Annotated in this window: 24 protein-coding genes and 1 pseudogene; 11 read left to right on the top strand and 14 right to left on the bottom strand. The window is 69.8% G+C overall.

Going from position 1 to position 23,073, the window contains the following annotated elements; all coding sequences use genetic code 11:
- Positions 1-28: 28 nt before the first annotated feature.
- Both ABZU72_RS03625 and cls read left to right on the top strand, forming a co-directional pair.
- A complete protein-coding gene (locus ABZU72_RS03625) occupies positions 29-427 on the top strand; it encodes a hypothetical protein (RefSeq protein WP_355017545.1) in 399 nt (132 codons plus the stop codon).
- An 85-nt stretch (positions 428-512) separates the two neighbouring features.
- Positions 513-1,946: a cardiolipin synthase gene (cls, locus tag ABZU72_RS03630; protein WP_355017546.1), complete on the top strand. Its 1,434-nt coding sequence runs from the start codon at positions 513-515 to the stop codon at positions 1,944-1,946.
- Between the two features lie 4 nt (positions 1,947-1,950).
- On the opposite strand, the gene ABZU72_RS03635 is transcribed toward cls, so the two are convergent.
- The 3 genes from ABZU72_RS03635 to ABZU72_RS03645 all read right to left on the bottom strand — a co-directional run bounded on the left by ABZU72_RS03635 (position 1,951) and on the right by ABZU72_RS03645 (position 4,113).
- Positions 1,951-2,412, bottom strand: a complete 462-nt coding sequence (locus ABZU72_RS03635) for a phosphatase PAP2 family protein (protein WP_355017547.1) — start codon at positions 2,410-2,412, stop codon at positions 1,951-1,953.
- Positions 2,413-2,603: 191 nt separating this feature from the next.
- On the bottom strand, positions 2,604-2,822 hold the full coding sequence (locus tag ABZU72_RS03640) for an amphi-Trp domain-containing protein (protein WP_355017548.1): 219 nt from the start codon (positions 2,820-2,822) through the stop codon (positions 2,604-2,606).
- Positions 2,779-4,113, bottom strand: a complete 1,335-nt coding sequence (locus ABZU72_RS03645; protein WP_355017549.1) for a diacylglycerol kinase family protein — start codon at positions 4,111-4,113, stop codon at positions 2,779-2,781. Before ABZU72_RS03645 ends, ABZU72_RS03640 begins: the two co-directional genes overlap by 44 nt.
- A gap of 239 nt (positions 4,114-4,352) precedes the next feature.
- Here ABZU72_RS03645 and ABZU72_RS03650 point away from each other — a divergent pair, with 239 nt between their 5' ends.
- Positions 4,353-5,687 carry a DUF1254 domain-containing protein gene (locus ABZU72_RS03650; RefSeq protein ID WP_355017550.1) on the top strand — a complete coding sequence of 445 codons (1,335 nt, stop codon included), beginning with the start codon at positions 4,353-4,355 and terminating at the stop codon, positions 5,685-5,687.
- Between the two features lie 35 nt (positions 5,688-5,722).
- On the opposite strand, the gene ABZU72_RS03655 is transcribed toward ABZU72_RS03650, so the two are convergent.
- Complete coding sequence (locus ABZU72_RS03655) at positions 5,723-6,346, bottom strand: NAD(P)H-binding protein (protein WP_355017551.1); 624 nt, start codon at positions 6,344-6,346, stop codon at positions 5,723-5,725.
- Positions 6,343-6,492, bottom strand: a complete 150-nt coding sequence (locus tag ABZU72_RS03660; protein ID WP_355017552.1) for a hypothetical protein — start codon at positions 6,490-6,492, stop codon at positions 6,343-6,345. Before ABZU72_RS03660 ends, ABZU72_RS03655 begins: the two co-directional genes overlap by 4 nt.
- Positions 6,493-6,580: 88 nt before the next feature.
- On the opposite strand from ABZU72_RS03660, the gene ABZU72_RS03665 reads away from it, so the two are divergent.
- Positions 6,581-7,780, top strand: a complete 1,200-nt coding sequence (locus ABZU72_RS03665; protein ID WP_355017553.1) for a LuxR C-terminal-related transcriptional regulator — start codon at positions 6,581-6,583, stop codon at positions 7,778-7,780.
- On the opposite strand, the gene ABZU72_RS03670 is transcribed toward ABZU72_RS03665, so the two are convergent.
- Both ABZU72_RS03670 and ABZU72_RS03675 read right to left on the bottom strand, forming a co-directional pair.
- Complete coding sequence (locus ABZU72_RS03670) at positions 7,777-8,934, bottom strand: Fic family protein (RefSeq protein ID WP_355017554.1); 1,158 nt, start codon at positions 8,932-8,934, stop codon at positions 7,777-7,779. The two genes, ABZU72_RS03665 and ABZU72_RS03670, sit on opposite strands and share 4 nt — an antisense overlap.
- A 103-nt stretch (positions 8,935-9,037) precedes the next feature.
- Positions 9,038-9,763, bottom strand: coding sequence for a PaaX domain-containing protein, C- domain protein (locus ABZU72_RS03675; protein ID WP_355017555.1), 726 nt, complete (start codon positions 9,761-9,763; stop codon positions 9,038-9,040).
- A 92-nt stretch (positions 9,764-9,855) separates the two neighbouring features.
- Between ABZU72_RS03675 and ABZU72_RS03680 the strand changes: the two genes are divergently transcribed.
- Together ABZU72_RS03680 and ABZU72_RS03685 are read left to right on the top strand one after the other, a co-directional pair.
- Positions 9,856-11,499, top strand: a complete 1,644-nt coding sequence (locus tag ABZU72_RS03680) for an acyl-CoA dehydrogenase family protein (protein ID WP_355017556.1) — start codon at positions 9,856-9,858, stop codon at positions 11,497-11,499.
- Positions 11,496-12,263 (top strand): crotonase/enoyl-CoA hydratase family protein, encoded by a 768-nt coding sequence (locus ABZU72_RS03685; RefSeq protein ID WP_355017557.1) that lies wholly within the window; start codon positions 11,496-11,498, stop codon positions 12,261-12,263. The genes ABZU72_RS03680 and ABZU72_RS03685 overlap by 4 nt, the downstream gene beginning before the upstream one ends.
- Here ABZU72_RS03685 and ABZU72_RS03690 read toward each other — a convergent pair.
- Positions 12,239-12,910, bottom strand: a complete 672-nt coding sequence (locus tag ABZU72_RS03690; RefSeq protein WP_355017558.1) for a TetR/AcrR family transcriptional regulator — start codon at positions 12,908-12,910, stop codon at positions 12,239-12,241. The genes ABZU72_RS03685 and ABZU72_RS03690 overlap by 25 nt on opposite strands.
- Positions 12,911-13,038: 128 nt before the next feature.
- Between ABZU72_RS03690 and ABZU72_RS03695 the strand changes: the two genes are divergently transcribed.
- Complete coding sequence (locus ABZU72_RS03695) at positions 13,039-13,446, top strand: hypothetical protein (RefSeq protein WP_355017559.1); 408 nt, start codon at positions 13,039-13,041, stop codon at positions 13,444-13,446.
- Between the two features lie 10 nt (positions 13,447-13,456).
- Here the strand turns inward: ABZU72_RS03695 and ABZU72_RS03700 are convergent, their stop codons facing one another.
- Positions 13,457-13,921 (bottom strand): Lrp/AsnC family transcriptional regulator, encoded by a 465-nt coding sequence (locus tag ABZU72_RS03700; RefSeq protein WP_141801634.1) that lies wholly within the window; start codon positions 13,919-13,921, stop codon positions 13,457-13,459.
- A 459-nt stretch (positions 13,922-14,380) separates the two neighbouring features.
- Between ABZU72_RS03700 and ABZU72_RS03705 the strand changes: the two are divergent.
- Positions 14,381-14,866: pseudogene (locus ABZU72_RS03705) on the top strand (EamA family transporter); the annotation flags it as partial.
- A gap of 42 nt (positions 14,867-14,908) precedes the next feature.
- On the opposite strand, the gene ABZU72_RS03710 reads toward ABZU72_RS03705, so the two are convergent.
- The 5 genes from ABZU72_RS03710 to ABZU72_RS03730 are packed head-to-tail and all read right to left on the bottom strand — an operon-like array spanning position 14,909 to position 19,299.
- Positions 14,909-15,709 (bottom strand): ABC transporter ATP-binding protein, encoded by an 801-nt coding sequence (locus ABZU72_RS03710; protein WP_355017560.1) that lies wholly within the window; start codon positions 15,707-15,709, stop codon positions 14,909-14,911.
- Complete coding sequence (locus ABZU72_RS03715) at positions 15,706-16,740, bottom strand: iron chelate uptake ABC transporter family permease subunit (RefSeq protein WP_355017561.1); 1,035 nt, start codon at positions 16,738-16,740, stop codon at positions 15,706-15,708. The genes ABZU72_RS03710 and ABZU72_RS03715 overlap by 4 nt, the downstream gene beginning before the upstream one ends.
- 5 nt (positions 16,741-16,745) lie before the next feature.
- Positions 16,746-17,792, bottom strand: a complete 1,047-nt coding sequence (locus tag ABZU72_RS03720; protein WP_355017562.1) for an iron ABC transporter permease — start codon at positions 17,790-17,792, stop codon at positions 16,746-16,748.
- Positions 17,793-17,811: 19 nt separating this feature from the next.
- Entirely contained in the window at positions 17,812-18,831 is a 1,020-nt protein-coding gene (locus tag ABZU72_RS03725) for an ABC transporter substrate-binding protein (RefSeq protein WP_355017563.1), read from the bottom strand.
- Between the two features lie 48 nt (positions 18,832-18,879).
- Positions 18,880-19,299: a MarR family transcriptional regulator gene (locus ABZU72_RS03730; protein WP_350660113.1), complete on the bottom strand. Its 420-nt coding sequence runs from the start codon at positions 19,297-19,299 to the stop codon at positions 18,880-18,882.
- A gap of 84 nt (positions 19,300-19,383) precedes the next feature.
- Here ABZU72_RS03730 and ABZU72_RS03735 point away from each other — a divergent pair, with 84 nt between their 5' ends.
- From ABZU72_RS03735 to ABZU72_RS03745, 3 genes are read left to right on the top strand one after another with little or no spacing between them, the layout of a single operon-like run.
- Positions 19,384-20,169, top strand: a complete 786-nt coding sequence (locus tag ABZU72_RS03735) for a crotonase/enoyl-CoA hydratase family protein (RefSeq protein WP_355017564.1) — start codon at positions 19,384-19,386, stop codon at positions 20,167-20,169.
- The gene (locus tag ABZU72_RS03740; RefSeq protein WP_355017565.1) at positions 20,166-22,160 is read left to right on the top strand and encodes an acetoacetate--CoA ligase; all 1,995 of its coding nucleotides are present in this window, start codon (positions 20,166-20,168) and stop codon (positions 22,158-22,160) included. The genes ABZU72_RS03735 and ABZU72_RS03740 overlap by 4 nt, the downstream gene beginning before the upstream one ends.
- Positions 22,157-23,071, top strand: a complete 915-nt coding sequence (locus ABZU72_RS03745) for a 3-hydroxyacyl-CoA dehydrogenase NAD-binding domain-containing protein (RefSeq protein WP_355017566.1) — start codon at positions 22,157-22,159, stop codon at positions 23,069-23,071. The genes ABZU72_RS03740 and ABZU72_RS03745 overlap by 4 nt, the downstream gene beginning before the upstream one ends.
- The last annotated feature ends 2 nt before the right edge of the window (positions 23,072-23,073 follow it).

Genomic DNA, 23,073 nt, shown 5'->3' on the forward strand with positions numbered 1-23,073 from the left:
AGGGGCCGCACCCATCGAAGGAGCCACCATGAAGCTCATCCCCATCGCCGCTCTGACACTGGCGCTGGCCACATCGCTGACCGGGTGCGGCGAGGACCAAGCCGCTGTGTGCAGCTCCGTCGACGACCTCCAGACGTCGGTCGACGAGGTGCGGGACATCGACGTGTCCTCCTCGGGCGCGTTGGGCGACCTGGAGAGCGGACTCACTGCCATCGGGTCGGATCTGTCCGACGTCAAGTCCGACGCGAAGACCGAGTTCTCCAGCCAGATCGACACCGTCCAGGCCAGCTTCGACGCGCTCACCGAGAGCGTCGACGCGGCCAAGGCGAGCGCTTCCGCCGCCACTCTGAGCGCCGCCGCGACCGCGCTCTCCACGTTTGGCAGCGACGTACGGACTCTCATCACGGACGTCCAGGAAACCTGCTGAGCACTCGCCCTGGGCTGGCCAGAGCGTCAGTCTTCACGCATGTTGGGTGAGGACGCGCGGCCGGGCGGGCACCAGACTTCCGAGCATGGCCACATGGATCGCCGTTTCCCTCTACCTGATCGACCTTGCGTTGAAGATCGTCGCGTTGGGTGTGGTGCCCAAGAACCGGCGACCGTCCAGCGGCATGGCCTGGCTGCTCCTGATCCTGGTCCTGCCGCTCTTCGGATGGGTGATCTTCCTCGTCCTGGGGCGAACCAAGCTCGGGCGCCGTCGCAACGAACAGCAGGCCGAGGTCAACGCGCGCGTGGCGGAGCGAACGGCGCACGTGCCCACGCTCGAGAGCGACTTCCCCGGACCGGCGTACGTACGTTCGGTGGCAACGCTGAGCCGCAACCTGGGCGCGCAGCCGGTGACGCCCGGCAACCGGGTCGACCTCTTCTCGGTCTATACCGAGTCCATCGCGGCGATGACCGCCGAGATCGACAAGGCCACCACCTGGGTGCACGTCGAGTTCTACATCACCGCGTGGGACGACGTGACCGGCCCCTTCTACGAGGCGCTGGCGCGTGCCGTCGATCGCGGGGTGACGGTCCGCCTGCTCTTCGACCACCTCGGATCCAAGGGCATCCCGGGGTACAAGGAGTTCACCGCCCGGCTGGACGCATCCGGCATCGAGTGGCACCCGATGCTGCCGATCGCACCGTTCAAACGCCGGCCGGACCTGCGCAACCACCGCAAGATCCTGGTGATCGACGGGATGGTGGCGTTCGCCGGCTCGCAGAACCTGATCGAGCCCGGATACAACAAGCCCGCGAACCACAAGCTGGGCCGTGAGTGGAAGGAACTGGTGGCCCGCGTCGAAGGACCGGCGGTCAGCGCTCTCAACCTGCTCTTCTGCACCGACTGGTACAGCGAGACGGAGGTCAAGCTGATCGACGAGCTCGGCACGGTACCGACCCCGGCCGGCGAGATCGAGGCGCAGGTGATCCCGAGCGGGCCGGGTTTCTCGACGGAGAACAACCTGCGCGTGTTCACGCTGTTGCTGTACTCGGCACAACGCCGGCTGTCGATCACCAGTCCCTACTTCGTGCCCGACGAGTCGCTCCTGTACGCCATCACCACGGCCGCTCAACGAGGCGTCGAGGTCGAGCTGTTCGTGAGCGAGGCCGGAGACCAGTTCATGGTCTACCACGCCCAGTGCTCCTACTACGAGGCGTTGCTGCGCGCGGGCGTACGAATCTATCTGTACCCGGCGCCGGCGATCCTGCACTCGAAGTTCTTCAGTGTCGACGACGACGTCGCGGTTCTGGGATCGAGCAACATGGACATGCGTTCCTTCGGGCTGAACTATGAGGTCTCGTTGATGCTTCTCGGACCCGAGGTCGTCACCGAGATGCGCAAGGTCGAGGACCACTACCGGTCGATCTCCAAGGAGTTGCTCCTCGAGGACTGGCTGACACGTTCCCGCGGCGCGGCGTACCTGGACAACGTGATGAGACTGACCGCGGCGCTGCAGTAGATCGCTAGTCGGCGTCGGGCACACCCAGGCGGCGCACCGTACGCGACGCCAACCGCCCGAGCAGGGCGCCCACCGCCGCTCCGACGAGAACGTCGCTCGGGTAGTGCACCCCCGTGTACACGCGGGAGATCGCCACGATCGAGGCCGCGGCCCGCAACGGCAGCCGATGCGCCGGCAGCAGGTCGCCGACCGCAACCGCGAAAGCGGCCGCCGACGCGGAGTGGCCCGATGGAAACGACGCCGAGGACGGCATCCGCACCCGGCGCTGCTGCGGGACCCGGAGAGCATCCCAGTCGGGACGGGCGCGTACGCAGGCGCGTTTCATGGGTTGGTTCACCACCAGGGACGCGGCGCCGACAGCCGCGAGTCCGGTGAGCGCGGCACGTCGCCCCTCGCGCCCGCCGACGAGCGCGAGGAAGCCGGCGAAGAGGAACCACGGCTTGGAGTGGTTCGCGAAGTCGGACATCCACCTCAACGGCGCGTCCAGCAGCGGCGTGGAGAGCCCCGCCAGAGATCGGTACCCGGCACGGTCGTAGCTGCCCAGACGTCGCAGGGCGCAGACCGCCCACGCGGGGGTTGTGCCCGCCTCGGCCAGCAGTTCCTCGACCGGCTCTGACGCCGGCGGGACGCTTCAGTCGGGCATGCCACCTGCTCCTGTCACCACTTCAGCTCGACCTCCAGCTCGCGCTCGTCGTCGCCGATCTCGACCTCCAGCTTGAAGTCGACCTCGTCGGGGACGTGCACCTTGAAGCGCAGTCCTTCTCGTTCGAACTCGATCTCGTTGTTGCGGGCGAGCGCGTCGGCCAAGGCATGTAGGCGAGCCGCAGCGTCCTCACGACGCAGCCTGGCCCGTTCCGTGACTTCCATCAGGTCCATGTTGATCTCCTTGTGTTGACGTTGCGGATCTCTGATCTCGGCCGAGCGCGATTCTCGCCAGCTCGACAACCCCGGCCCAGATGCCGTCGGGAAGGGTCGCTGAGGGTGACGCGCCCGGGTGCTTGCGGGCCACGCGAACGCGAAGTACGCCTGGCCGGATGCGGAAGTGCAGAGGCGGTTCCAGGACCAGCGCCTCGCCGTCGATGCCGGCGGCGACCGGCCGCTCTGCATCGACCCTGAACGTCGGCGCCGACCACTCGCGCCACGGCCGCTGCAACGCACGGCCCTCGTCGTCGCGCCACGAGACGGCACCGACGACGGTGATGCCGAGCAATCCGTCGTCGATGCGCGGACGTGTGCCTGAGCCGATCGCGCGGCCGAGCCGGTAGCGGTTGTTCGATACCAGCACCGCGGCGCCTCCGCGGTGCTCGTGGCCTCCTGGCCCGCGCCATCGCATGGCGACCTCGTCACCGCCCGGGCCGAGGGCCTCTGGCACGGTGTCGAGCAGGGTGCGGATCTTGGCGTCACGGTAGCCCTCGCGCTGAACGGCCTCGGCGTACAACCCGAGCGAGACGTTGTTGACGAACACGCGGCCATTGACATCCCCGACGTCCACCCGCCGCTCACCAGCGTCTACGAACGCCTCGAGCGCGCCGACCACATCGTCGCGGTCTACGCCGAGGTCGAGGGCGAAGTGGTTCCGGGTGCCGGCGGGCACGCACGCGTACGGCAACCCGAACTCTGCGGCGACCGCGGCGACGATGGCCTGGGAGCCGTCCCCGCCCGCCATCGCGAGCCCGTCCGCACCGCGCGCGACCGCATCGCGGACGAGCACTTCGAGGTCGTCGCCGGCTCCCAGTTCGATCGGCTCGATGCCACGCGCACGCGCCTCCATGGCGAGCTCGAAACGCTCCGCCTTCCCACCGCCGGACCGAAGGTTGAAGAACAACACCGGGTGACGTGGTGCTGGGGCGCCAGGGAGATCCACATGCACAGCCAGCGCTCCGCGCGCCGCCGCCAAGGTCACCAACAGCCCCGCCACCACCAGTAGATCGACGAGCGGAGCTCCGCCCACCACGATGATGCCCAGCGCAAGGGCGATGGCGAGAACGGCGACAGCCAGTCCCACCACCCGCGGCGCCCGACTCCGGAGAATGCCGTACCAGGCGCTCACGCCGGCAACCAATACGCAGCCGAGCAGGCCGACGCCGCGCGGGAACTCGCCCACCGCGACCACGACAGCGAGCACGATTGTGGCCGCCCCCAGCACCAGTGCGGTGGCCGCCAGCAACCGTCTCGAGATTGCACGCCCAGTCACAACCCACCCTCCGACCGCTGCAGCGTTGGCACCATCGCAACGTAGCCATCGATATGGGGACCCGCGTCACCCAGAACGCGTGAATCGCGGGGGCTCGAGTCCACCTGAATCGGGCGAGGATCGCTGTGGTCCGCGCAGCGAGGCTGATCAGGGGCTCGACGGCGCATAGGCCCACACCCTGCACATCACTCTGGCGTACGAGGAGAGGTTCCATGGATTCCCCAGATCGACCCGCCCTGGTCACCGACGCCTACCTGTACGGCTTCCCGTTGGTCTTCAACCTCGACCAGGTGAACCGCTACGTCACCGAGGGGGTGGGTGCGAACCCAGCCGCTCCGTTCAACTCCTTCAGCCATGCCCGCAAGCTGGCCGGCCCGCAGGACACCTTCGTCACGATCAACAACGACACGGTCTACTCGATGGCGCAGCTCGACCTCAGCGTCGGACCGGTCAAGCTGCATGTGCCCGACACCGCGGGTCGCTACTACGTGCTGCAGTTCGTTGATGCCTGGACCAACAACTTCGCCTACGTCGGCCACCGTGCCACCGGGACCGCGGAGGGCGACTTCCTCCTCGTCCCGCCCGGATGGGACGGTCCCGCGCAAGACGGGCACACGCTGATCCGGTTCCCCACCACGGTCGCTTCTATCGTCGGGCGCTGGTCGGTCGCGGGCGACGACGACCTCCCGGCAGTGCACGCTCTGCAGGACGCCACGACTCTCGTCCCGGTACACACCGACGCGGAGGCGACCGGACTCGTAACGCCCGACCCGGCCGTTCCCGATGGAGTGATGTTCCTGGAGAAGCTGCGCGTGTGGTCGCAGCAGTTCCCGCCGGCGGACCGTGACAAGCAGCTTCAGGAGAGCCTTGCCCAGCTCGGTACGACGGACCCTGGTGCCTCGCCGTACCCGGCCCTCGAGGCGGAGGAGCAAGCCGCCCTCGCGGCGGGGCTCGAGGAGGCGAAGGTCACCCTGCACCATGCACTGGTCTCGGGCCACAGTCCCGAGGTCAACGGCTGGAAGCTGACCTTCCACGCCTTCGACTACAACCTCGACTTCTTCGAGGTCGGAGCACTCGACGACGACCGGTTCAAGATCGCCGACCCGAAACTGCGCATCGTCGAGCGAGCCGCAGCAGCGATCGGTGGGCTCTGGGGCAACCACCCCTACGAAGCGGCCTACATCATGACCTACCTCGACGACCACGGCGAGCAGCTCAACGGCGCGAACACCTACACCCTGCGGTTGCACCCGACCCCACCGGTGAACGCGTTCTGGTCACTCACGATGTACTCCGTTCCGGACTTCTACCTGGTCGAGAACCCGATCAACCGATACTCGATCGGCGACCGCACCCCCGGCGTGATCCTCGACGACGATGGAGCGCTCACCATCACGATCAGCCACCAACGCCCGACCGGCGACAAGGAAGCCGCCAACTGGCTCCCCAGCCCGGCCGGCGACTTCCGCCCGGTCATGCGGATGTACGAACCCGACGCCGCGATCCTCGACCAGACCTATGGGTTCCCCGCCATCAAGCGGACCTGACCCCCACGCCGCCGAGCACACCCCCCGGGGGGTGTTCACACCGTACGGACCATGGGGGCCGCGCGCAGGTGCCGACCGTCCTGAACGGCGTCCAGGAGCGCCTCGGCCAGATCGCCGGTCGTCACGTGGCTTCGTGGACCCATCCTGAGGGTTCCCACCTCGGTCCGACCGGTCCTGTCCCCGGCACGGACGATCGGGGTTCGCACCATCGTCCAGTCGAGGTCGTCGCACGCCTGCAGCATGAGTCCAAGACGCCGCTGGCTCCGCACGTGGCTCGGGCTGCGCAGGCGTACGATCGTGTCGATGAAGATCGCGCCGGCGTTGCGTGGGTCTCCGGGGAAAGGGATGTTGAAGCCTTCCATGAAGACGATCCGCGTGATCCCCTCGTCACGCATGGCGGCGAGCACGTTACGGGCGCCGAGGTCGATCGAATCGTTGTCGCCCCACCCGCCGAGGGTCGACACGACGGCGTCGCAGCCGGCCACCGTCCGGGCAACCGCCTCCGGGTCGAGTACGTCGCCCGCCACGACGTCGACGCCCGCAGGAACGTCTCGGTTCGAGGACCTCATCAGCGCCCGGACGTCGTGTCCGCGCTCGGCAGCCAGTGCGAGCGCCGGGGCGCCGACGAACCCGCTGCCACCGAACATCGCGAGCTTCATGACGGCACCCCCGGGGCGAAGGTCGCGAGGAGGTCCTCGAGAGCCCGCTGGTCGGGCATGGCGAAGGACGGCGCCTGGGGCGCTTGTCTGATCGTGTCGAACATGATGTCCGTGTGCTCCAGCACAGGAGGCTTGTGAATGTCCATGATGTCGACGCTAGGCACCACCCTGACCACGCGATATACCAGCAATCTGGCATTCAGCTGACCCCTTGCGGGGAGTAGTTTCGATCAGGTGAACCAGCGCACCCGTCAGCGGTCGCAGGACAAGATCGAGCGCCTGAGCAGGCAGGGGCTTGATCTGGTGGCGCTGTGGCGAGAGTGCCGCGAGCCGATCGCCGACGTGATCCCGCACTACTGGGCGCCGTGCTTCTACACGCTGGATCCCGCGTCGCTGTTGATCACCAGCCACTTCGACGAGCTGCTGCCGGTGCTCCCGGCCGACTTCCTCGACAACGAGTACCGCGCCGATGGCGTACACAAGCTCAGCGATGTCGCGAAGTCGGACCAAGGCGTCTCGACGCTCTACGAGATCACCGATGGCGACCCGTCGTCGACGTCGCGGTGGAAGTCGAACATGGAGCTCGGCGGCGACCAGGAGATCATCGTCTCGTTGCGGACCCGCGCCGGCGTCGTCTGGGGTTCGCTGGCGCTGTACCGCGAACCTGACCGACCGACGTTCGGCGCCGCCGACAAGGCGTTCCTCAAGGCGATTGCGCCCAGCCTGGCGGAGGCGGCGCGCAACGCGCTCCTGCTGGGCGAGGCAGCCGACCCCGACTCCACCGGGGCTCCGGGCCTGGTCGTGCTGAACTCGTCGCTCGGTGTCGACTCGGCCACCGAAGGGGTCGAGCGATGGCTCGCGGACCTCCCTCGCCCCGCCCCGGGGGCCGTGCCGGTCGCGGTCGCCGCCGTCGCGGCGCGGGCATTGCGCTCGGTCGACTCACCGGGAGAGTCGGGTGAGGTGGCGACCTCGCGCGTCCTCAGCGATTCGGGCACCTGGATCGTGCTGCATGGCGCCGTACTCGCGACGCGACCGGACCCACAGGTGGCCGTCATCGTCGAGCCCGCTCACCCCGCGCGGATCGCGACACTCCTGATGTCTGCGTACGGGATGACGGACCGCGAGAAGGAGCTCACCCAGCTGGTGCTGAAGGGACTTTCGACGGTCGAGATCGCCCAGGCGCTGGTCATCTCGCCGCACACGGTCCAGCAGCACCTCAAGCACGTCTTCGAGAAGACAGGCGTACGCAGCCGCCGCGACCTGGTCGCCAAGGTGTTCTTCAGCCACTACGAGGGCCGGCTGCGTGACAACGAGCATCGCGCCGCGACCCAGCTCCCGCTGCGCGGCGGTCCGATGCCGGGACCCGTCGACGATCCGGTGACGCGCGCAGGGGCCGGCCCCGACCGCTCGCGTACGCCTTCAACCGATCCTTAGGGAAGCGCCCGCCGGATCTCTCCTATGAGGGTTGGGTATGGGTCGGTGAGCGGCACCCGCTGAGAGCGGATCTCTTCCTGGATCCGACGCAGTGGCTCGCCCGCGACGTAGTGTCGTCCGCGTCGCTCGCCCCGTGCCTCGAGCAATCCGGCCTCTGCGGCGTTGACCAGGTCGCGAGTGGCGGTCCGCTCGTCCAGTTCAGTGAGCTTCACATAGGACGGCCTCGTGACGCGGAGACCGATGAGGGCGTCGAAGAGGGCTGCGCCGATGCGATCGTTGAGCTTGGAATCGGCGAGGAATTCGTCGAGCTTGCGCCATTGGGCCTCGGCTTCGTCGAACCGCCGCCGCATGGTCTGGGCCTGCATGTGGTGAGCGCGGAGGTTGAACTTCACCCACAGGGTCGCGTCGCTGCTGGGGTTCCAGGAGCCGCGTCCGGTGGCTGCGAGAACGTCGTAGTAGTCCTGGGTGTTGTGGCCGAGCCACTCCTCGATGCTGGAGAAGGTCGGTTCCACCACCTGGTCCTGTGCCAGAACCATCGTCTGCAGCGCTCGGGCCATCCGCCCGTTGCCGTCCTTGAACGGGTGGATCATCACCAGGTTGAGGTGCGCCATGGCCCCACGCACCAGCGGGTCGTCCGGGGTCGGAGCCGCGAGTGACTGCGAGAGCTCGCGCATCAGTCCAGGGACCATGTCGCCGTGGGGTCCTTCGTACACGTTGACTCCGCGTCTGTCGTCGCGGACGAAGATCTCCTTCGTGCGATAGCGGCCGGGTGCCTTGGACAGGTCGTGGTCGAGCAGCATGAAGTGCATCGACCGAAGGACCGCCTCGTCGATGACGAAGCCGGCCTCGGTCGCCACGTTGAGGACGTACGTGAGGACTCGCCGGTAGGCGAGGATCTCCAGCCAGGTCGCCTCGTCCGCGCTGAGTGGGGGCTCATCGTCGACGGCAGCGACCGCGTCCTCTTCGCTGACCGTATAGCCCTCAATGGTGTTGGAGCCCTGGATGGCGCGCGCGGTCGAGGCCCGACGCAGGACGCCGTTCCAGCGCTTGGGTGCGCGGAGGAAGGCCGCGAGTGAGGCGCGGGTGTCGTGGATCTCGGTGATGACCCGCTGGTCCTCGAGATCTGGGTCTGGGGTGGTGAAAAGTTCCGTCATGTCCGTATGTCCTTTAATAAGTGCCAAGGATACGGGTGACGCTGTCGCTTTGTCACTTATTAAGAGACAAAGCGACACCCTGACTGATCCGGTCTCGAGCCGGTCAACGAGGCAGCGCGGCGAGCTTGCTCAGCTCCCGCTGATAGGCGCGGTAGGTCTCTCGCAGGTCCGCTGCCGGCCAGTCCGCCGGGCGGAGCTCGACGGGGAGGAGCGGGTCGTCGCTGAGGTGGCGCACGATCGCGGCGGCCGTGGCGAGACGGAGCGCGGGCTGGGGCGTGGATGAGAGCAGCTCGAGCAGACGCTCGCCTTCGCGTGCCCAGCCGGCGAGATCCCACAACGAGGCGGCGAGCTCGGCTGGATCCTGCTCGGGTGTCGCCGTGAAGGCCTGGAGCACCGGGTCCGAGAAGCGCGGACGCTGAAGGTTGGTCGGCCGGGTCCAGACCCCTTCGCGAAGCTCGGCGAGCCGGTGCGCCTTGAGCGCGTCGCGCAGCACGGCGCGCTCGGGGCCGGGGCGGCCGGCGGTGACGACGATGGCCATCTCCCAGGAGCCGTCCCACGGCTTGTCCGCCGTGTGCACCGCTTCGTCCTGATGAGCCTGGCGCTGGACGAGCCGCTCGCCGAGCCGGTAGCCGGCCTCGGTCCTGCTCAGGTCGCCGTCGCTGACCGCGCGGGTGGCCGCGACCCGCACGGTCGCCGGTGCGATGCCGAAGAACTGGCCGGCGCGGGCGAGGTCGGCGGGGGTCAGCGGGTTCGGGTGCGCGCCGAGCATCAGGCTCAGGATGGTGGAGCGGGCGGAGAGAGGAGCCAGTTCATCGCGCACGGTAGCCACGCGGCCATCCTCTCATGCAACACATCTCGACACGGCTGTGTTTGATTATGTAACATCGTGATGAATCACCCTCCACCAGCAAGGGGAAGCGCATGACCAGCACGCACGAGGCCCACTCCACCCATGTGGTCAGCAACCAGGTCCCGCCGTTGGTGGGCCACAACACGGCCGGTGACCCGGTCCTGCGGGAGGGTCTCGAGCGCGAGGGCGCCGCGTGGGCGCTCTCGGAGGTCGACGAGCTGGGCCGCCTCGCCGGCACTGCCGAGGCGCAGGACTGGGGCCGCCTCGCCGAGCGGGTGCCGCCGCGTCTGCACACCCATGATCGCTACGGCCACCGCGTCGACGAGGTCGAGTACGTCCCGGCGTACCACCAGCTGATGGGCGTCGCGGTCGAGAACGGTCTGCATGCTGCCCCCTGGGCCGACGGCCGGCCCGGTGCCCACGTCGCCCGGGCCGCGAAGTTCTACGCCTGGAACGTCGACGCCGGTCACGGCTGCCCGATCTCGATGACCTACGCGGTCGTCCCGGCGCTGCGGACCAACCCGGAGCTCGCCGCGCGATTCGAGCCGCTGCTGACCAGCCGGGAGTACGACTTCGGGCTGCGCGATCCCGAGTCCAAGCGCGGTCTGATCGCCGGGATGTCGATGACCGAGAAGCAGGGCGGCTCCGACGTACGCGCGAACACGACGACCGCGACTCCGCAGACCGACGGCACCTACGTCCTGCGCGGGCACAAGTGGTTCACCAGTGCCCCGATGAGCGACCTGTTCCTCACCCTCGCCCAGACGCCCGCCGGCGTCTCCTGCTTCCTCGTCCCGCGCGTACTGCCCGGTGGCGAGCGCAACGCGATGCGCTTCATGCGGCTCAAGGACAAGCTCGGCAACCGGTCGAACGCCTCCTCCGAGATCGAGTACGACGCCGCGACAGGCTGGCTCGTCGGCGAGGAGGGCCGCGGGGTCCGCACCATCGTCGAGATGGTCAACATGACGCGCCTCGACTGCGTGATCGGCTCCTCGGCCGGCATGCGCACCGCGCTGAGCATGGCGGCACACCACGCCCGGCATCGCTCGGCGTTCGGCAAGCCGCTGATCGAGCAGCCGGCGATGCGCAACGTACTGGCTGACCTGCAGGTCGAGTCCGAGGCCGCGACGACTGCGATGCTGCGGCTGGCAGGTGCCAACGACCGGGCGATCCGCGGGGACGAGGGCGAGGCCGCGCTGCGCCGGATCGCGCTGGCGGTCACGAAGTACTACGTGTGCAAGCGGGCGCCGTTCATGGTCAACGAGGCCCTGGAGTGCCTGGGCGGCAACGGCTACATCGAGGACTTCGACGTCGCACGCATCTACCGCGAGATGCCGCTCCTCTCGATCTGGGAGGGATCGGGCAACGTCGCGGCGCTCGACGCCCTGCGAGCGCTGGCGAAGGAGCCGCACACCCTGGACGCGTTCGTGGCCGAGGCGGAGCTCGCCTCCGGTGCCGACGCCCGCTACGACGCCGCGCTGGACCGGTTGAAGAAGGAGTTCACCTCCTTCGACGACCTCGAGTTCCGCGCCCGGCGGATCGTGGAGCAGATGGCCCTGGTCTTCCAGGGGTCGCAGCTCGTCCGGCACGCACCGGCTCCGGTCGCCGACGCGTTCTGCTCCTCGCGCCTCGGGCGCGACTGGGGAGGCGCGTTCGGCACCCTGTCGCCACGCGGCGACGTGACCGGGATCCTCGAGCGCGCGCTTCCGGCATGACGGTCGAGGTCACCAAGGACGGTCCGGTCACCACGGTTCGGATCAACCGCCCAGAGGTACGCAACGCCGTCGACCGGGCGACGGCGGATGCCCTCGTCGCCGCCTTCGAGGAGTTCGACGCCGATCCCGATGCCGCCGTCGCGGTGCTGCACGGCGAAGGCGGCAACTTCTGCGCCGGCGCTGACCTGAAGGCGGTCGCCGGTGGCGACCCCAACCGGTTCGAGCCCGACGGTGACGGGCCGATGGGTCCCACCCGGATGCGGCTGGGCAAGCCCGTCATCGCCGCTGTCGCCGGCCACGCCGTCGCCGGCGGCCTGGAGCTCGCGATCTGGGCCGACCTGCGGGTCATGGAGGAGGACGCGGTCTTCGGCGTCTTCTGCCGGCGCTGGGGCGTACCTCTGATCGACGGTGGCACGGTCCGGCTGCCCCGGCTGATCGGCGCGAGCAACGCCATGGACCTGATCCTCACCGGTCGTCCCGTCGGGGCGGAGGAGGCCCTGCGGATGGGGTTGGCCAACCGTGTCGTCCCACCCGGCCAGGCCCTCGCGGCCGCGCAGGACCTGGCCCGCCAGGTCGCCGCCTTCCCGCAGACCTGCATGCGCCACGACCGGCTCTCCATGCTGGAGCAGGAGGGTCTCAGCGAGCAGGACGCCCTGGCCGTGGAGTACCGCCATGGCGTCGTCTCCGTCACCACCGACACCGTCGCGGGCGCGACCCGGTTCGCCGATGGAGCCGGACGTCACGGCTCCTTCGGGACCGATTGACAGACGTACTGGCCCATCAGCACCTGGATCAGCCGGCGACCGACGGACATGGCGTGGGTGCGGTCGGCGCCGGCGAGGCCGAGGAGCGGGTCCAGGCCGCGTACGTGAGGGCCGAGGGCGATGTGCGGAAGCAGCATGATGATGGCGGCGACGAGGGCATCGCGGTCGGTGTCCTCGCGGAGTGCGCCGATGGCGATGCCGAGATCGATCATGCCGCCGATGACCTCGAGGTAGTCGACATAGACGGCCTCGCGGACGGCGGCGAGCGCGTTGGGGTTGTGCTCGAGGTTGGCCGAGACCAGCATCTGCCGGTGGCGTGGGTGGTCGTAGAAGTAGTCGATCCACGCATCCATGAGCATGCTGACCGAGCCGACGTAGTCGGTCATCCACGGGAAGTCGGCGCTGGCCGCCTCCATCGCGGCCCGGATGTCATGGCTGGCGCGGGCGATCAGGTGGACGAAGAGGTCGGACTTGTCGGGGAAGTACTGGAACAGGCTGCCCTTGGAGATCCCGGCCTCGCGGCAGATCGTGTTGAGGCTGGCGGCGTTGTAGCCCCGGACCCCGAACTCTTCCTCCGCAGCCCGGCGCACGGCATCGCGCTTGGCCTCCGGGAGACGCTCCCAGGTCGGCGTAGGCAATGGCGACACCCGTCTCTCATGGCTGGACGCTCGCATCGTAGCGTGCAGCCGACATGGTCCTTGACCGTCCAGCGGCTGCGCCCCTAATCTGTGACCGGTGGTCACATGACCACCGGTCACGTTCGGGCGGAGGCGCAGTGTTCACCACTGGCAACGACATCCTGGAGCGCCGATCCCAGGCGGTTGCCGAGTCGGTCGCGGCTCGCTTCGTGCCGACGTCCTACTCGCAGGTGGACCGGATGGGCGGCACCGTGGTCCGGCTGGTCCTGCCGCCCTACCTCGTCGAGTTCGACCTGGACTGGATGGACAACGTGGTCGAGGTCTTCGTCCAGCCCCTACAGCCGGACCGGCCCGTGTCGAACAGGGCCCGGCGGCGGCTGGTGGCGATGCTCCCCGCGTATGACCGGGCGTTGTTCGAGAGCGAGACCAGGCGGGCGGTCGGGCGCGGTGGTCTGCGTGGCATGGCCGCCCAGATCGACGCCGCCGCCCGTGCGTTCGAGCGGTTCTGCGACGACACCCCGGCCCGCCGAGAAGTCGGTTTCTGACGGCGAGGGGTCAGCCGAGGGGGAGCGGGGAGCTCTCCTTGGTGTTGCCGAAGGCGAAGGTGGTCTCGATCGAGGCGAGCGCCGGCATGGTGCGCAGGTTGTCGCGCAGGAACCTCTCGTAGGTCTCGAACGACGGCGTGACGACCTTCAGCAGGTAGTCGTGGTCGCCGGCCAGGACGTACGCCTCGGTGACCTCGGGGATGTCGCGGAGGTGCTCCTCGACGGTCTCGACCGCGGCGGTCGTGTGGGTGGCCATCTTGATGCGTACGAACGCGGTGATGTTCATGCCGACCGTGTGCGGGTCGACGACGGCGCGGTAGCCGCTGATCACGCCGGCCTCCTCCAGGGCTCGTACGCGGCGCAGGCACGGCGAGGGGGAGAGGCCGACGCGGTCGGCGAGCTCCTGGTTGGTCAGGCGGCCGTTCTGCTGCAGCTCCCAGAGGATGTGCTTGTCGGTCTCGTCGATCGTACGCATGTTGGCAGATTCTGCCACTGAGGCGCGTGAACGTGGCAGATCAGGCAATCATGTGCGCCTTCATTTTTCCTATCGTGGCGCCCCATGGGGATGCAGCAGAATGGTGGGAATCGGACGCTGGCGGGATGGTCGGCGCTCGGGATGACGGTGGTGCTGTGGTCGTCGTTCGCGCTGAGCACGCGCGGCATCGGCGGGTCGAGCCTGACCGTCGCCGATGCGGGGTTCCTCCGGTTCGCGACGCCGGTGGTCCTGCTGGCCCCGCTGCTGCCGAGCACCTTCAGGGCCGTACGCCGCGAGCGGCCGTACGTCCTCGCGCTGCTGCTCGTGGGTGGGCTCCCGCACTTCCTCGTGTTCGCGTTCGGCGCCCAGCTGACCAGTGCCGCGCTCACCGGGATGCTGGTCCCGGGCACGGTGCCGCTCTTCGTCACGCTGCTCGCGCTGGCGCGTGGCCGGGCTTCGATGTCGCCGCGGCGGGTGGTCGCGCTGGGACTCATCACCGCAGGTGTGGCAGTGAGTGGGCTCCTGGTCGGCGGCGGCGCCTCACTTGTCGGGGTCGGGCTGCTGCTCGTCGGAGGGTTCGCCTGGGCGGTGTTCACGACGGGCCTGCAGCGTACGAGCCTGACGCTCCTGCAGATGGTGCTGACCGTCTGCACCGTCTCGAGCCTGACCGCGCTCGTCCTGACCTCGTTCGGCGCGATGCCGTCGCACCTGCTCGCCGGCACCGCCGAGCTCGACGACGTGCTGCTCCTCACCCTGCTCCAGGGCATCGGGACCGGTCTGATGTCGACGCTCTGCTACGCCTTCTCCGTCAGGGCGCTCGGCAGCGGTCGGGCTTCCGTGGGCGGCGCGGTGAGCCCGGTGCTGACCGCCGTCGTCGCGGTCCCGATCTTCGGTGAGCGCATCGGTGTCGGCCTCGCCGTCGCGCTGGCCCTCATCGTGGCCGGCGTCGCCACGTTCAACCGGGTCTCCTCCGGCGAGGTCGGCGGTTCAGTCGCCCGCCGGGACCACCATCGGCGTACCGGCGACCGGGTCGGGCACGACGACGCACGGCAGCCCGAACGCCTTCTCGACGACCTCCGCGGTGACCACCTCGGCCGGCGGGCCCTCGGCGAGGATCCTGCCGTCGGCCATGACCACGAGGTGATCGCTGTAGCGGCAGGCCAGGTTGAGGTCGTGCAGCACCGTGACGATGGTCCGCCCGGTCTCCCTGTTGAGCGTACGCAGCAGCCGGAGCAGATCGACCTGATGACTGATGTCGAGGTAGGTCGTCGGCTCGTCGAGCAGCAATAGATCGGTCTGCTGGGCGAGCGCCATCGCGATCCAGACCCGCTGGCGCTGGCCCCCGGACAGTGCGCGCAGCGGGCGGTCGACGAGCTCGCCGGTGTCGGTGGCGGCGAGCGCCTCGGCGACCGCCTCCTCGTCGCGCGCGCTCCAGTGACGGAACCAGCCCTGGTGCGGGTGGCGTCCGCGCGAGACCAGATCGCCGACCGTGATGCCGTCTGGAGCGACGGGGGTCTGGGGGAGCAGTCCGAGGACCCGGGCGACCTCGCGGGAGCCACGGTCGAGGATCGGGGTCCCGTCGAGCAGCACCTCGCCGGCGGATGGACGCAGCAGCCGGGCGAGGCCCCGCATCAGTGTCGACTTGCCGCAGGCGTTGGCGCCGACGATCGCGGTCACCCGCCCGTCGAGGACGTCCAGATCGAGCCGGTCGACGACCACCCGGTCGTCGTAGCCCAGCGTCAGCTCGCGCGCCGCGAGCCGCGGCTGAGTTGTCTCCGGCTGGGTCATCCGCCCATCCCTCTCCGGTTGGTGGTGGCGATGAGCCACAGCAGGTACGGCGCGCCGACGGCGCCGGTGACGACACCGGTCGGGACCTCGACCGGCAGCAGGTTCATGGCGACGTAGTCCGCGATCAGGCACACGATCGCCCCGACCGCACCGGCGGCGACGATGCCGCCGCGGGCGCTGCCGAGCATCCGGTCGGCGATCGGTCCGGCCACGAGGGCGACGAACGCGATCGGCCCGGCGACCGCGGTGGCCAACGAGGTCAGCAGGACGCCGGTCGCGATCAGCGCGAGCCGGGTCGCCTCGATGCGTACGCCCAGACCGCGGGCGGTGTCGTCGCCCAGCTCCACGGCGCGGAGCAGCCGCTGGAGCAGCGGCACCAGCGGGACGAGCACGATGATGGCGACCAGCAGCGCGTTGTTCTCCGCGTCGCCGGCCTGCCCGATCGATCCGGTCAGCCAGTGCAGGGCGGCGCGGGCCTCGGTGAGCGAGGTGCGGGTGAGGAGATAGCCGGTAACGCCGGTGCAGAACGCCGCGGTGCCGATCCCGATTAGCACGAAGCGATAGCCGGTGATGCCGTCGCGCCAGGCCAGGACGTACATCACCGCGGCTGTGACCAGACCGCCGCCGAAGGCCAGCAGCGGAATGCTCACCCCGCCGAGGGCGGGCACCGCGATGCCGGCGACGGCGGCGACGCTCGCGCCCGCGGAGATGCCGACGAAGTCGGGCGAGGCCAGCGGGTTGCGCAGCAGCTGCTGGAAGATCGTGCCGGCGGCGCCGAGGGCCAGCCCGACGCACACCGCCGCCTTGACCTGCGGTCCGGCCAGGTCGCGCACGATGAAGTCGACCGCGGCGTGGTCGCGCAGATGCAGCAGCGAGGCCAGGACCTGGTCGAGGCTGAGCTGGACCGAGCCGAAGCAGAGCGTGAGCAGGGCCAGGACGGCGGCGACGACGAGCAGGACGACGGGTACGACGCCCGCGCGGACCCGACGGCTGCGCCGCGTGCGCCGCAGGGCGGTCACGGTCTGGGGCATGACGCTCATAGGTCCGCCAGCCGGGCGTAGCGGACGAGGAGCACGAAGAACGGGGCGCCGATGATGCCGAGGACCACGCCGACCTGGAGCTCCCCGGTGCCGCCCAGGACGCGACCGAGGATGTCGGCGCCGAGCAGCAGCAGGGCGCCCAGCACCATCGAGTAGGGCAGCACCCAGCGATAGTCAGGACCGCACAGGAACCGCGCCACGTGCGGCACCACCAGACCGACGAAGACGATGGGACCGCACGCCGCGGTCGCGGCGCCGCAGAGCAGCCCGACCACGAGGAACGACAGGATGCGCGTACGTGTCAGGGAGACGCCCAGCCCGCGAGCGGCGTCGTCGCCCAAGGCCAGCGCGTTGAGCCAGCGGCCGCACAGCAGCGCCAGGACGATGCCGACCAGCAGGAACGGAGCCACGCCCGTCACGATCGGGGCATAGCGGCCGGCCAGCGAGCCGACCTGCCAGAAGCGGTACTGCTGCTGGGCGTCTAGGTCGGTGAGCAGCAGCCCGGTCGTCACCGCGGTCAGCCCGGCGGTGATCGCGGCCCCGGCGAGGGCCATCTTCACCGGCGTCGCGCCGTCGCGCCCGAGCGAGCCCACCGAGTAGACGAGCACGGTCGCCGCGAGCGCCCCCGCGAACGCCGCGACGACGTGGAACCCGAGCGAGCCGACGCCGAGCAGGGTGATCGAGCCGACCACTGCGAATGCCGCGCCGGCATTGACGCCCATGATCCCCGGGTCGGCGATGGCGTTGCGGGTCAGGCCCTGCAGCAGGGTGCCGGCGAGCCCGAGAGCCGCGCCCGCGAGGAGTCCGAGCACGGTCCGGGGGACCCGCAGGCGTACGGTCACGGTGTCCTCGACCGAGGTCGACCTCGTGAAGTGCCGGAAGGCGTCGAGGACCTCGGTCAGCGCGATGTCGCGCGACCCGAGGGTCACGCTGAGGAAGGCGAGGACGGGCACGAGCGCGACGAGCAGCAGCAGGCCGACGGCGAGCCCGGAGGCTCGCCGTCGTACCGGTGCGGGTGTCGTCGTGGCGACAGAACTGATCACCGGATGGTCTCCGCCGGAGTCAGTCGCCGATGGTGTCGTCGATGTCGGCCAGATCGGCGGTCAGCTTGGTCAGGGCCTCGGCGTAGTCGGCGTAGGTGTGCAGCCAGAAGGCGGGCCACTCGATGACCTGGCCGGCCTCGGCCGCGCGGATCGACGTCCAGGTCGGCTGGCCCTCGGCCGTCTTCGTGGCGTCCACGAAGGTGCGGCTGTCGATCAGCAGGACGTCGGGCTGGTACTTGTCGGCGTTCTCCCAGCTCAGGTTCTCCCAGTAGGGGAAGTCCGGGTCCGGTGAGTCGGGCGTGACCACCTGCAGGCCCCACTCGGTGAAGTCCAGCAGCTCCGGGGCGTACTCCGGGTTGGCGGCGTAGAGCAGGTCGTCGGCGGGGGAGACCGCGAGCGCGGTCAGGTCCTTGTCCTTCATCTCCGCGATGAAGCCGTCGCGCGCCTTCTCGAAGGCCGCCTTGTCCTTGGCTCCCTGGGAGCTCTCGACGTCGGCGCCAAGGCTCTCGGCGAGATCCTCGTAGCCCTCGGCGAGGTTGAGGATCGAGCCACCCTGGGACGGGCCGACGACCGGAGCCAGCTCGGCGAGCTTCTTGCTCTTCGCCTTGGTGCCGTTCTCCAGCCCCGAGTGGGCCTTCTCGGCCGGCCACCAGTCGGCGACGATCAGGTCCGGGCTCAGGGTGGACGCCTTGGCGACGTCGATCGAGCCCCACTCCTCACCGAGCACCTCGATGTCGGTCAGGTCGACGCCGTCCAGGTTCGGGTCGGTGTCGACCGGCTCGTCGGCGTAGATGCCGACCGGGCGGATGCCGTAGGAGATCAGCGCGGCGGCCGCCGGAGCGTGCGCGATGATCCGGGTCGGTGCCTCGTCGAGCTTCACGACCTCACCCGAGCCGTCGGTGAAGCTCCACGGACCGTCGGGAACCGAGGACGCACCCGATGCCGGGTTCGCGTCGTCGCCGTCGGCGATGTCGGAGGAGCAGGCGGACAGCGCCAGAGCCAGGGCGGCGGCCGCGGCGACGGCGAGGTGGGGTCTCATGAGGCGAGGCTAACCTAATTTCGCCTCGGGCGGGATGGTGATCGTTGACTAGGAAAGCGCCCGGCGCGCGGTGTCGAGGAACGTACGGAACGACTCTCGGTCCTCGGGCCCGAGCTCGGCCAGCATCTGCTCCTCGAGCTCTTCTACGCGCGGGTCGTACGCGTCGAGGAAGGCGCGGCCCTCGGTGGTGAGGCTGATCAGCATCCGGCGCCGGTTGTCGGGGTCGATGCTGCGCTCGATGAGGCCGCGGCGCTCGAGGGCGCCGATGAGATCGGCGGCGGACTGGGCGCGTACGAACGAGGCGCGAGCCAGGTCGGCGGCGCTCATCGTGGGGCGACGCTCGAGCACCGAGAGAGCGGTGTACTGCAGGGCGGTGACCCCTGATTCCTTCAGGACGGCGTCGAGGCGGGCTCGGGTCGCGAGCTCGAGCTGCTTGACGACGTAGAGCAGCAGGGGTGCGTCGGTCATGCGGTCATTCAAGCATCGCTCCGCTTGCGGCAGGCGGCTACTTCTGCGATTATCAGGATTCCTGTCAATCATGAGGAGTTCATCATGCTCGGAACCCCCCTGCCCGATGCCCTGCGGGCAGAGCGCGTCGACGACATCGCGGTGCTGACGCTCGCCCGGCCTGCGAAGCGGAACGCGCTCAGCGACGAGGCGGTGCTCGGGATCGAGCGGTTCTTCGATGGCCTCGAGCCGGACGTACGCGCCGTCGTCATCGACGCGGACGGCGAGCACTTCTGCGCCGGGCTCGACCTCTCCGAGATGACCGAGCGCGACACCCTCGCCGGGGTCAGCCACTCGCGGATGTGGCACCGGGTCTTCGAGAAGATCGAGTTCGGGCCGGTCCCGGTCGTGGCGGCGCTGAAGGGGGCCGTGGTCGGGGGCGGGCTGGAGCTCGCCGCCGCCGCGCACATCCGGGTCGCGGAGGAGTCCACCTTCTACGCCCTGCCCGAGGGACAGCGCGGGCTCTTCGTCGGCGGCGGTGCCTCGGTGCGCGTCCCGCGGCTCATCGGGGTCTCCCGGATGGCCGACATGATGCTGACCGGCCGTCGCTACGACGCGCAGGAGGGGCTGGGACTCGGCCTGAGCCAGTACGCCGTAGCCGACGGCACCGGCCGCAAGACCGCCCTCGAGCTGGCCGGCCGGATCGCGCAGAACGCGCCGCAGACCAACTTCGCCGTCGTGCAGGCGCTGCCGCGCATCGCCGAGGCCAACCCTCGCGACGGCTTCCTGATGGAGTCGCTCATGGCCGCGATCGCGCAGGGGACCAACGACGCGAAGGGGCGGATGCAGGACTTCCTCGACGGCAGGGCCAAGAAGGTGACGGACCGGTGAGCGCGACCCAGCAGCAGATCGAGCAGGGCGACATCGTCTGGACGCCGCCGGCGGACGTGCTCTCCACCTCTCGCGTCGGTGAGTTCCTGGCCTGGCTCGCCCGCGAGCGCGACCTGACGATGACCACTCACGAGGAGCTGTGGCGCTGGTCGGTGACCGACCTCGACGGCTTCTGGTCGGCGGTGTGGGAGTTCTTCGAGGTGCGGGCGCACGCTCCGTACGACTCCGTTCTCGCCTCCCGCGAGATGCCCGGGGCGCGCTGGTTCCCTGGGGCGCTGCTCAACTACGCCGAGCACGCGCTCGGCACCGACGAGGACGTCGACAGGGTCGCGGTGCTCGGCCGCTCGCAGACGCGTGACGATGTCGAGCTGACCTTCGGCGACCTGCGCGACCGGGTGGCCCGGGCGCGGGCGTCGCTGGAGAAGCTGGGCGTACGCCGCGGCGACCGCGTCGCCGGCTACCTGCCCAACATCCCCGAGGCCCTGGTCGCCTATCTCGCCACCGCCAGCCTGGGCGCGACGTGGGCGAGCTGCGCCAGCGAGTTCGGGCCGCGCAGCGTGATCGACCGTTTCGCCCAGATCGAGCCGGTCGTGCTGCTGGTCGCCGGCGGCTACCGCTACGGGGCCAAGGACATCGACCGGAGTTCCCAGGTGGCCGAGATCCGGGCCGAGCTGCCGTCGGTGCGACACGTGGTCGATGTCGAGTACGGCCCGCATCGCATCGAGGACGCGCTCTCCTGGACCTCCCTGCTCGGCGCGGAGGACGGTGCCGAGCTCGCCTTCGAGCCGGTGCCCTTCGACCACCCGCTGGTCGTCCTCTTCTCCTCCGGCACGACCGGTCGGCCGAAGGCCATCGTCCACGGCCACGGCGGCATCCTGCTCGAGCACCTCAAGAACCACGCGCTCTCGTGGGACATGGGGCCCGAGGACCGGATGCTCTGGTTCTCCACCACCGCCTGGATGATGTGGAACGCCCTGGTCTCTTCGCTCCTGGTCCGCTCCTCGATCGTCATGGTCGACGGCAACCCGATGCACCCCGACCTGACCTGGCAGTGGCGGCTCGCAGCGTCGACGGGGGCAACGGTCATGGGTGCCAGCCCGGGGTTCGTGATGGCCTGCCGCAAGGATGGCGTCGAGCTCAAGGACCTGGGTGACCTGCGGGTTCGCGTCCTCGGGTCGGCAGGGGCGCCGCTCCCGCCCGAGGGCTACGCCTGGCTGCGGGACCAGCTCCCGGGCGCCCAGATCAACGTCGGCAGCGGCGGCACCGACGTCTGCTCCGGCATCGTGCAGAACAACCCGCTGCTCCCGGTCTACGCCGGCGAGATCTCCGGACGCTGCCTCGGCGTCGACGCCCACGCCTACGACGAGTCCGGCCGCCCGGTCACCGGCGTGCTCGGCGAGCTGGTCATCACCTCGCCGATGCCCTCGATGCCGGTCGGCTTCTGGGGCGACGAGGACGGCAGCCGCTATCGCGCGGCCTACTTCGACCACTATCCCGGAGTGTGGCGCCACGGCGACTGGATCCTCTTCCACGCCAACGGCAGCTGCCACGTCGCCGGCCGCTCCGACGCGACCCTCAACCGGGGCGGCGTACGCCTCGGCACCGCCGAGTTCTACCGCGTCGCCGAGGAGGTGGACGGGGTCGCCGACTCGCTGGTCGTCCACCTCGAGGACCCCGACGGAGGCAACGGCGAGCTGCTGCTCTTCGTGGTCACCGACGAGGGCACCCGGCTCGACGACCCGCTCCGGGCCCGACTGGTCCGCGCGCTGCGGTCGGCGCTCTCCCCGCGGCACATCCCCGACCAGGTGATCGAGGTGCCCGCGGTGCCGCGCAACCTCACCGGCAAGAAGCTCGAGCTGCCGGCCAAACGCATCCTGCAGGGCGTACGCCCTGAGGACGTCGCCAGCAGGGACGCGCTCGCCGACCCGGCGTCCCTGGACCCGTTCGTCGCGCTGGCGACCTCGGGCGCGCTGAGCAGGAGGACCGCATGAGGAGCGGAGAGAACGTTCGTACGCTCGGGGTCGTCGGCACCGGCGCGATCGGGGTCAGCTGGGTGGTGCTCGGGCTCGAGCACGGGCTCGACGTGATCGCCTGGGACCCGGCCGAGGGCGCCGAGGAGCGGCTGCGGGCGCAGGTTTCCGCGCCAGGGGGAGAGGCCGGGGCCTTGCGGTTCGCGGACGGTCTCGAGGAGGTCGGCGCGGCCGCCGACCTGGTGCTCGAGAGCGGACCCGAGCGGCTGGAGGTCAAGCGCGAGATCTTCGCCGCGCTCGACGCGGCAGCCGCGGGCGACGTACTGCTGACGAGCAGCTCCTCGGGACTGATGCCGAGCACGTTCCAGGACGCCTGCACGCATCATCCGGAGCGGGTGCTCGTGGCGCACCCGTTCAACCCGCCGCACCTGGTGCCGCTGGTCGAGGTCGTGGGCGGATCGGCGACGTCGGCGGAGGCCGTCGAGGCGGCCCTGGAAACGATGCGCCACCTGGGGAAGCGCCCCATCCACATCCGCCGCGAGGTGCCCGGGCACGTGGCCAACCGGCTCCAGGCGGCGCTGTGGCGCGAGGCCTACCACCTCGTCGACCAGGGCATCGTCTCGGTCGCCGACATCGACACCGCGATCGCCGACGGCCCCGGGCTGCGCTGGTCACTGCTCGGCCCCTTCGCGACCCAGCACCTCTCCGGTGGCCCGGGCGGGCTCGGGCACGTGCTCGAGCATCTCGGCCCGCCGATGGTCGAATGGTGGGACGACCTCGGTCACCCGGAGCTCACCGCGGGGCTGGTCGAGAAGCTGGTCGACGGGGTCGACGAGGAGCTCGACGGCACCTCTGCCGAGGACCTCGTCGGGCGCCGTGACCAGGCGCTGCGGCGACTGCTGGAGATCAAGACCGACCTCGGGCTCGGTTGAGC

Origin of the sequence: Nocardioides sp. NPDC004968 (assembly GCF_040608935.1) — a bacterium.
Taxonomy (GTDB): Bacteria; Actinomycetota; Actinomycetes; order Propionibacteriales; family Nocardioidaceae; genus Nocardioides.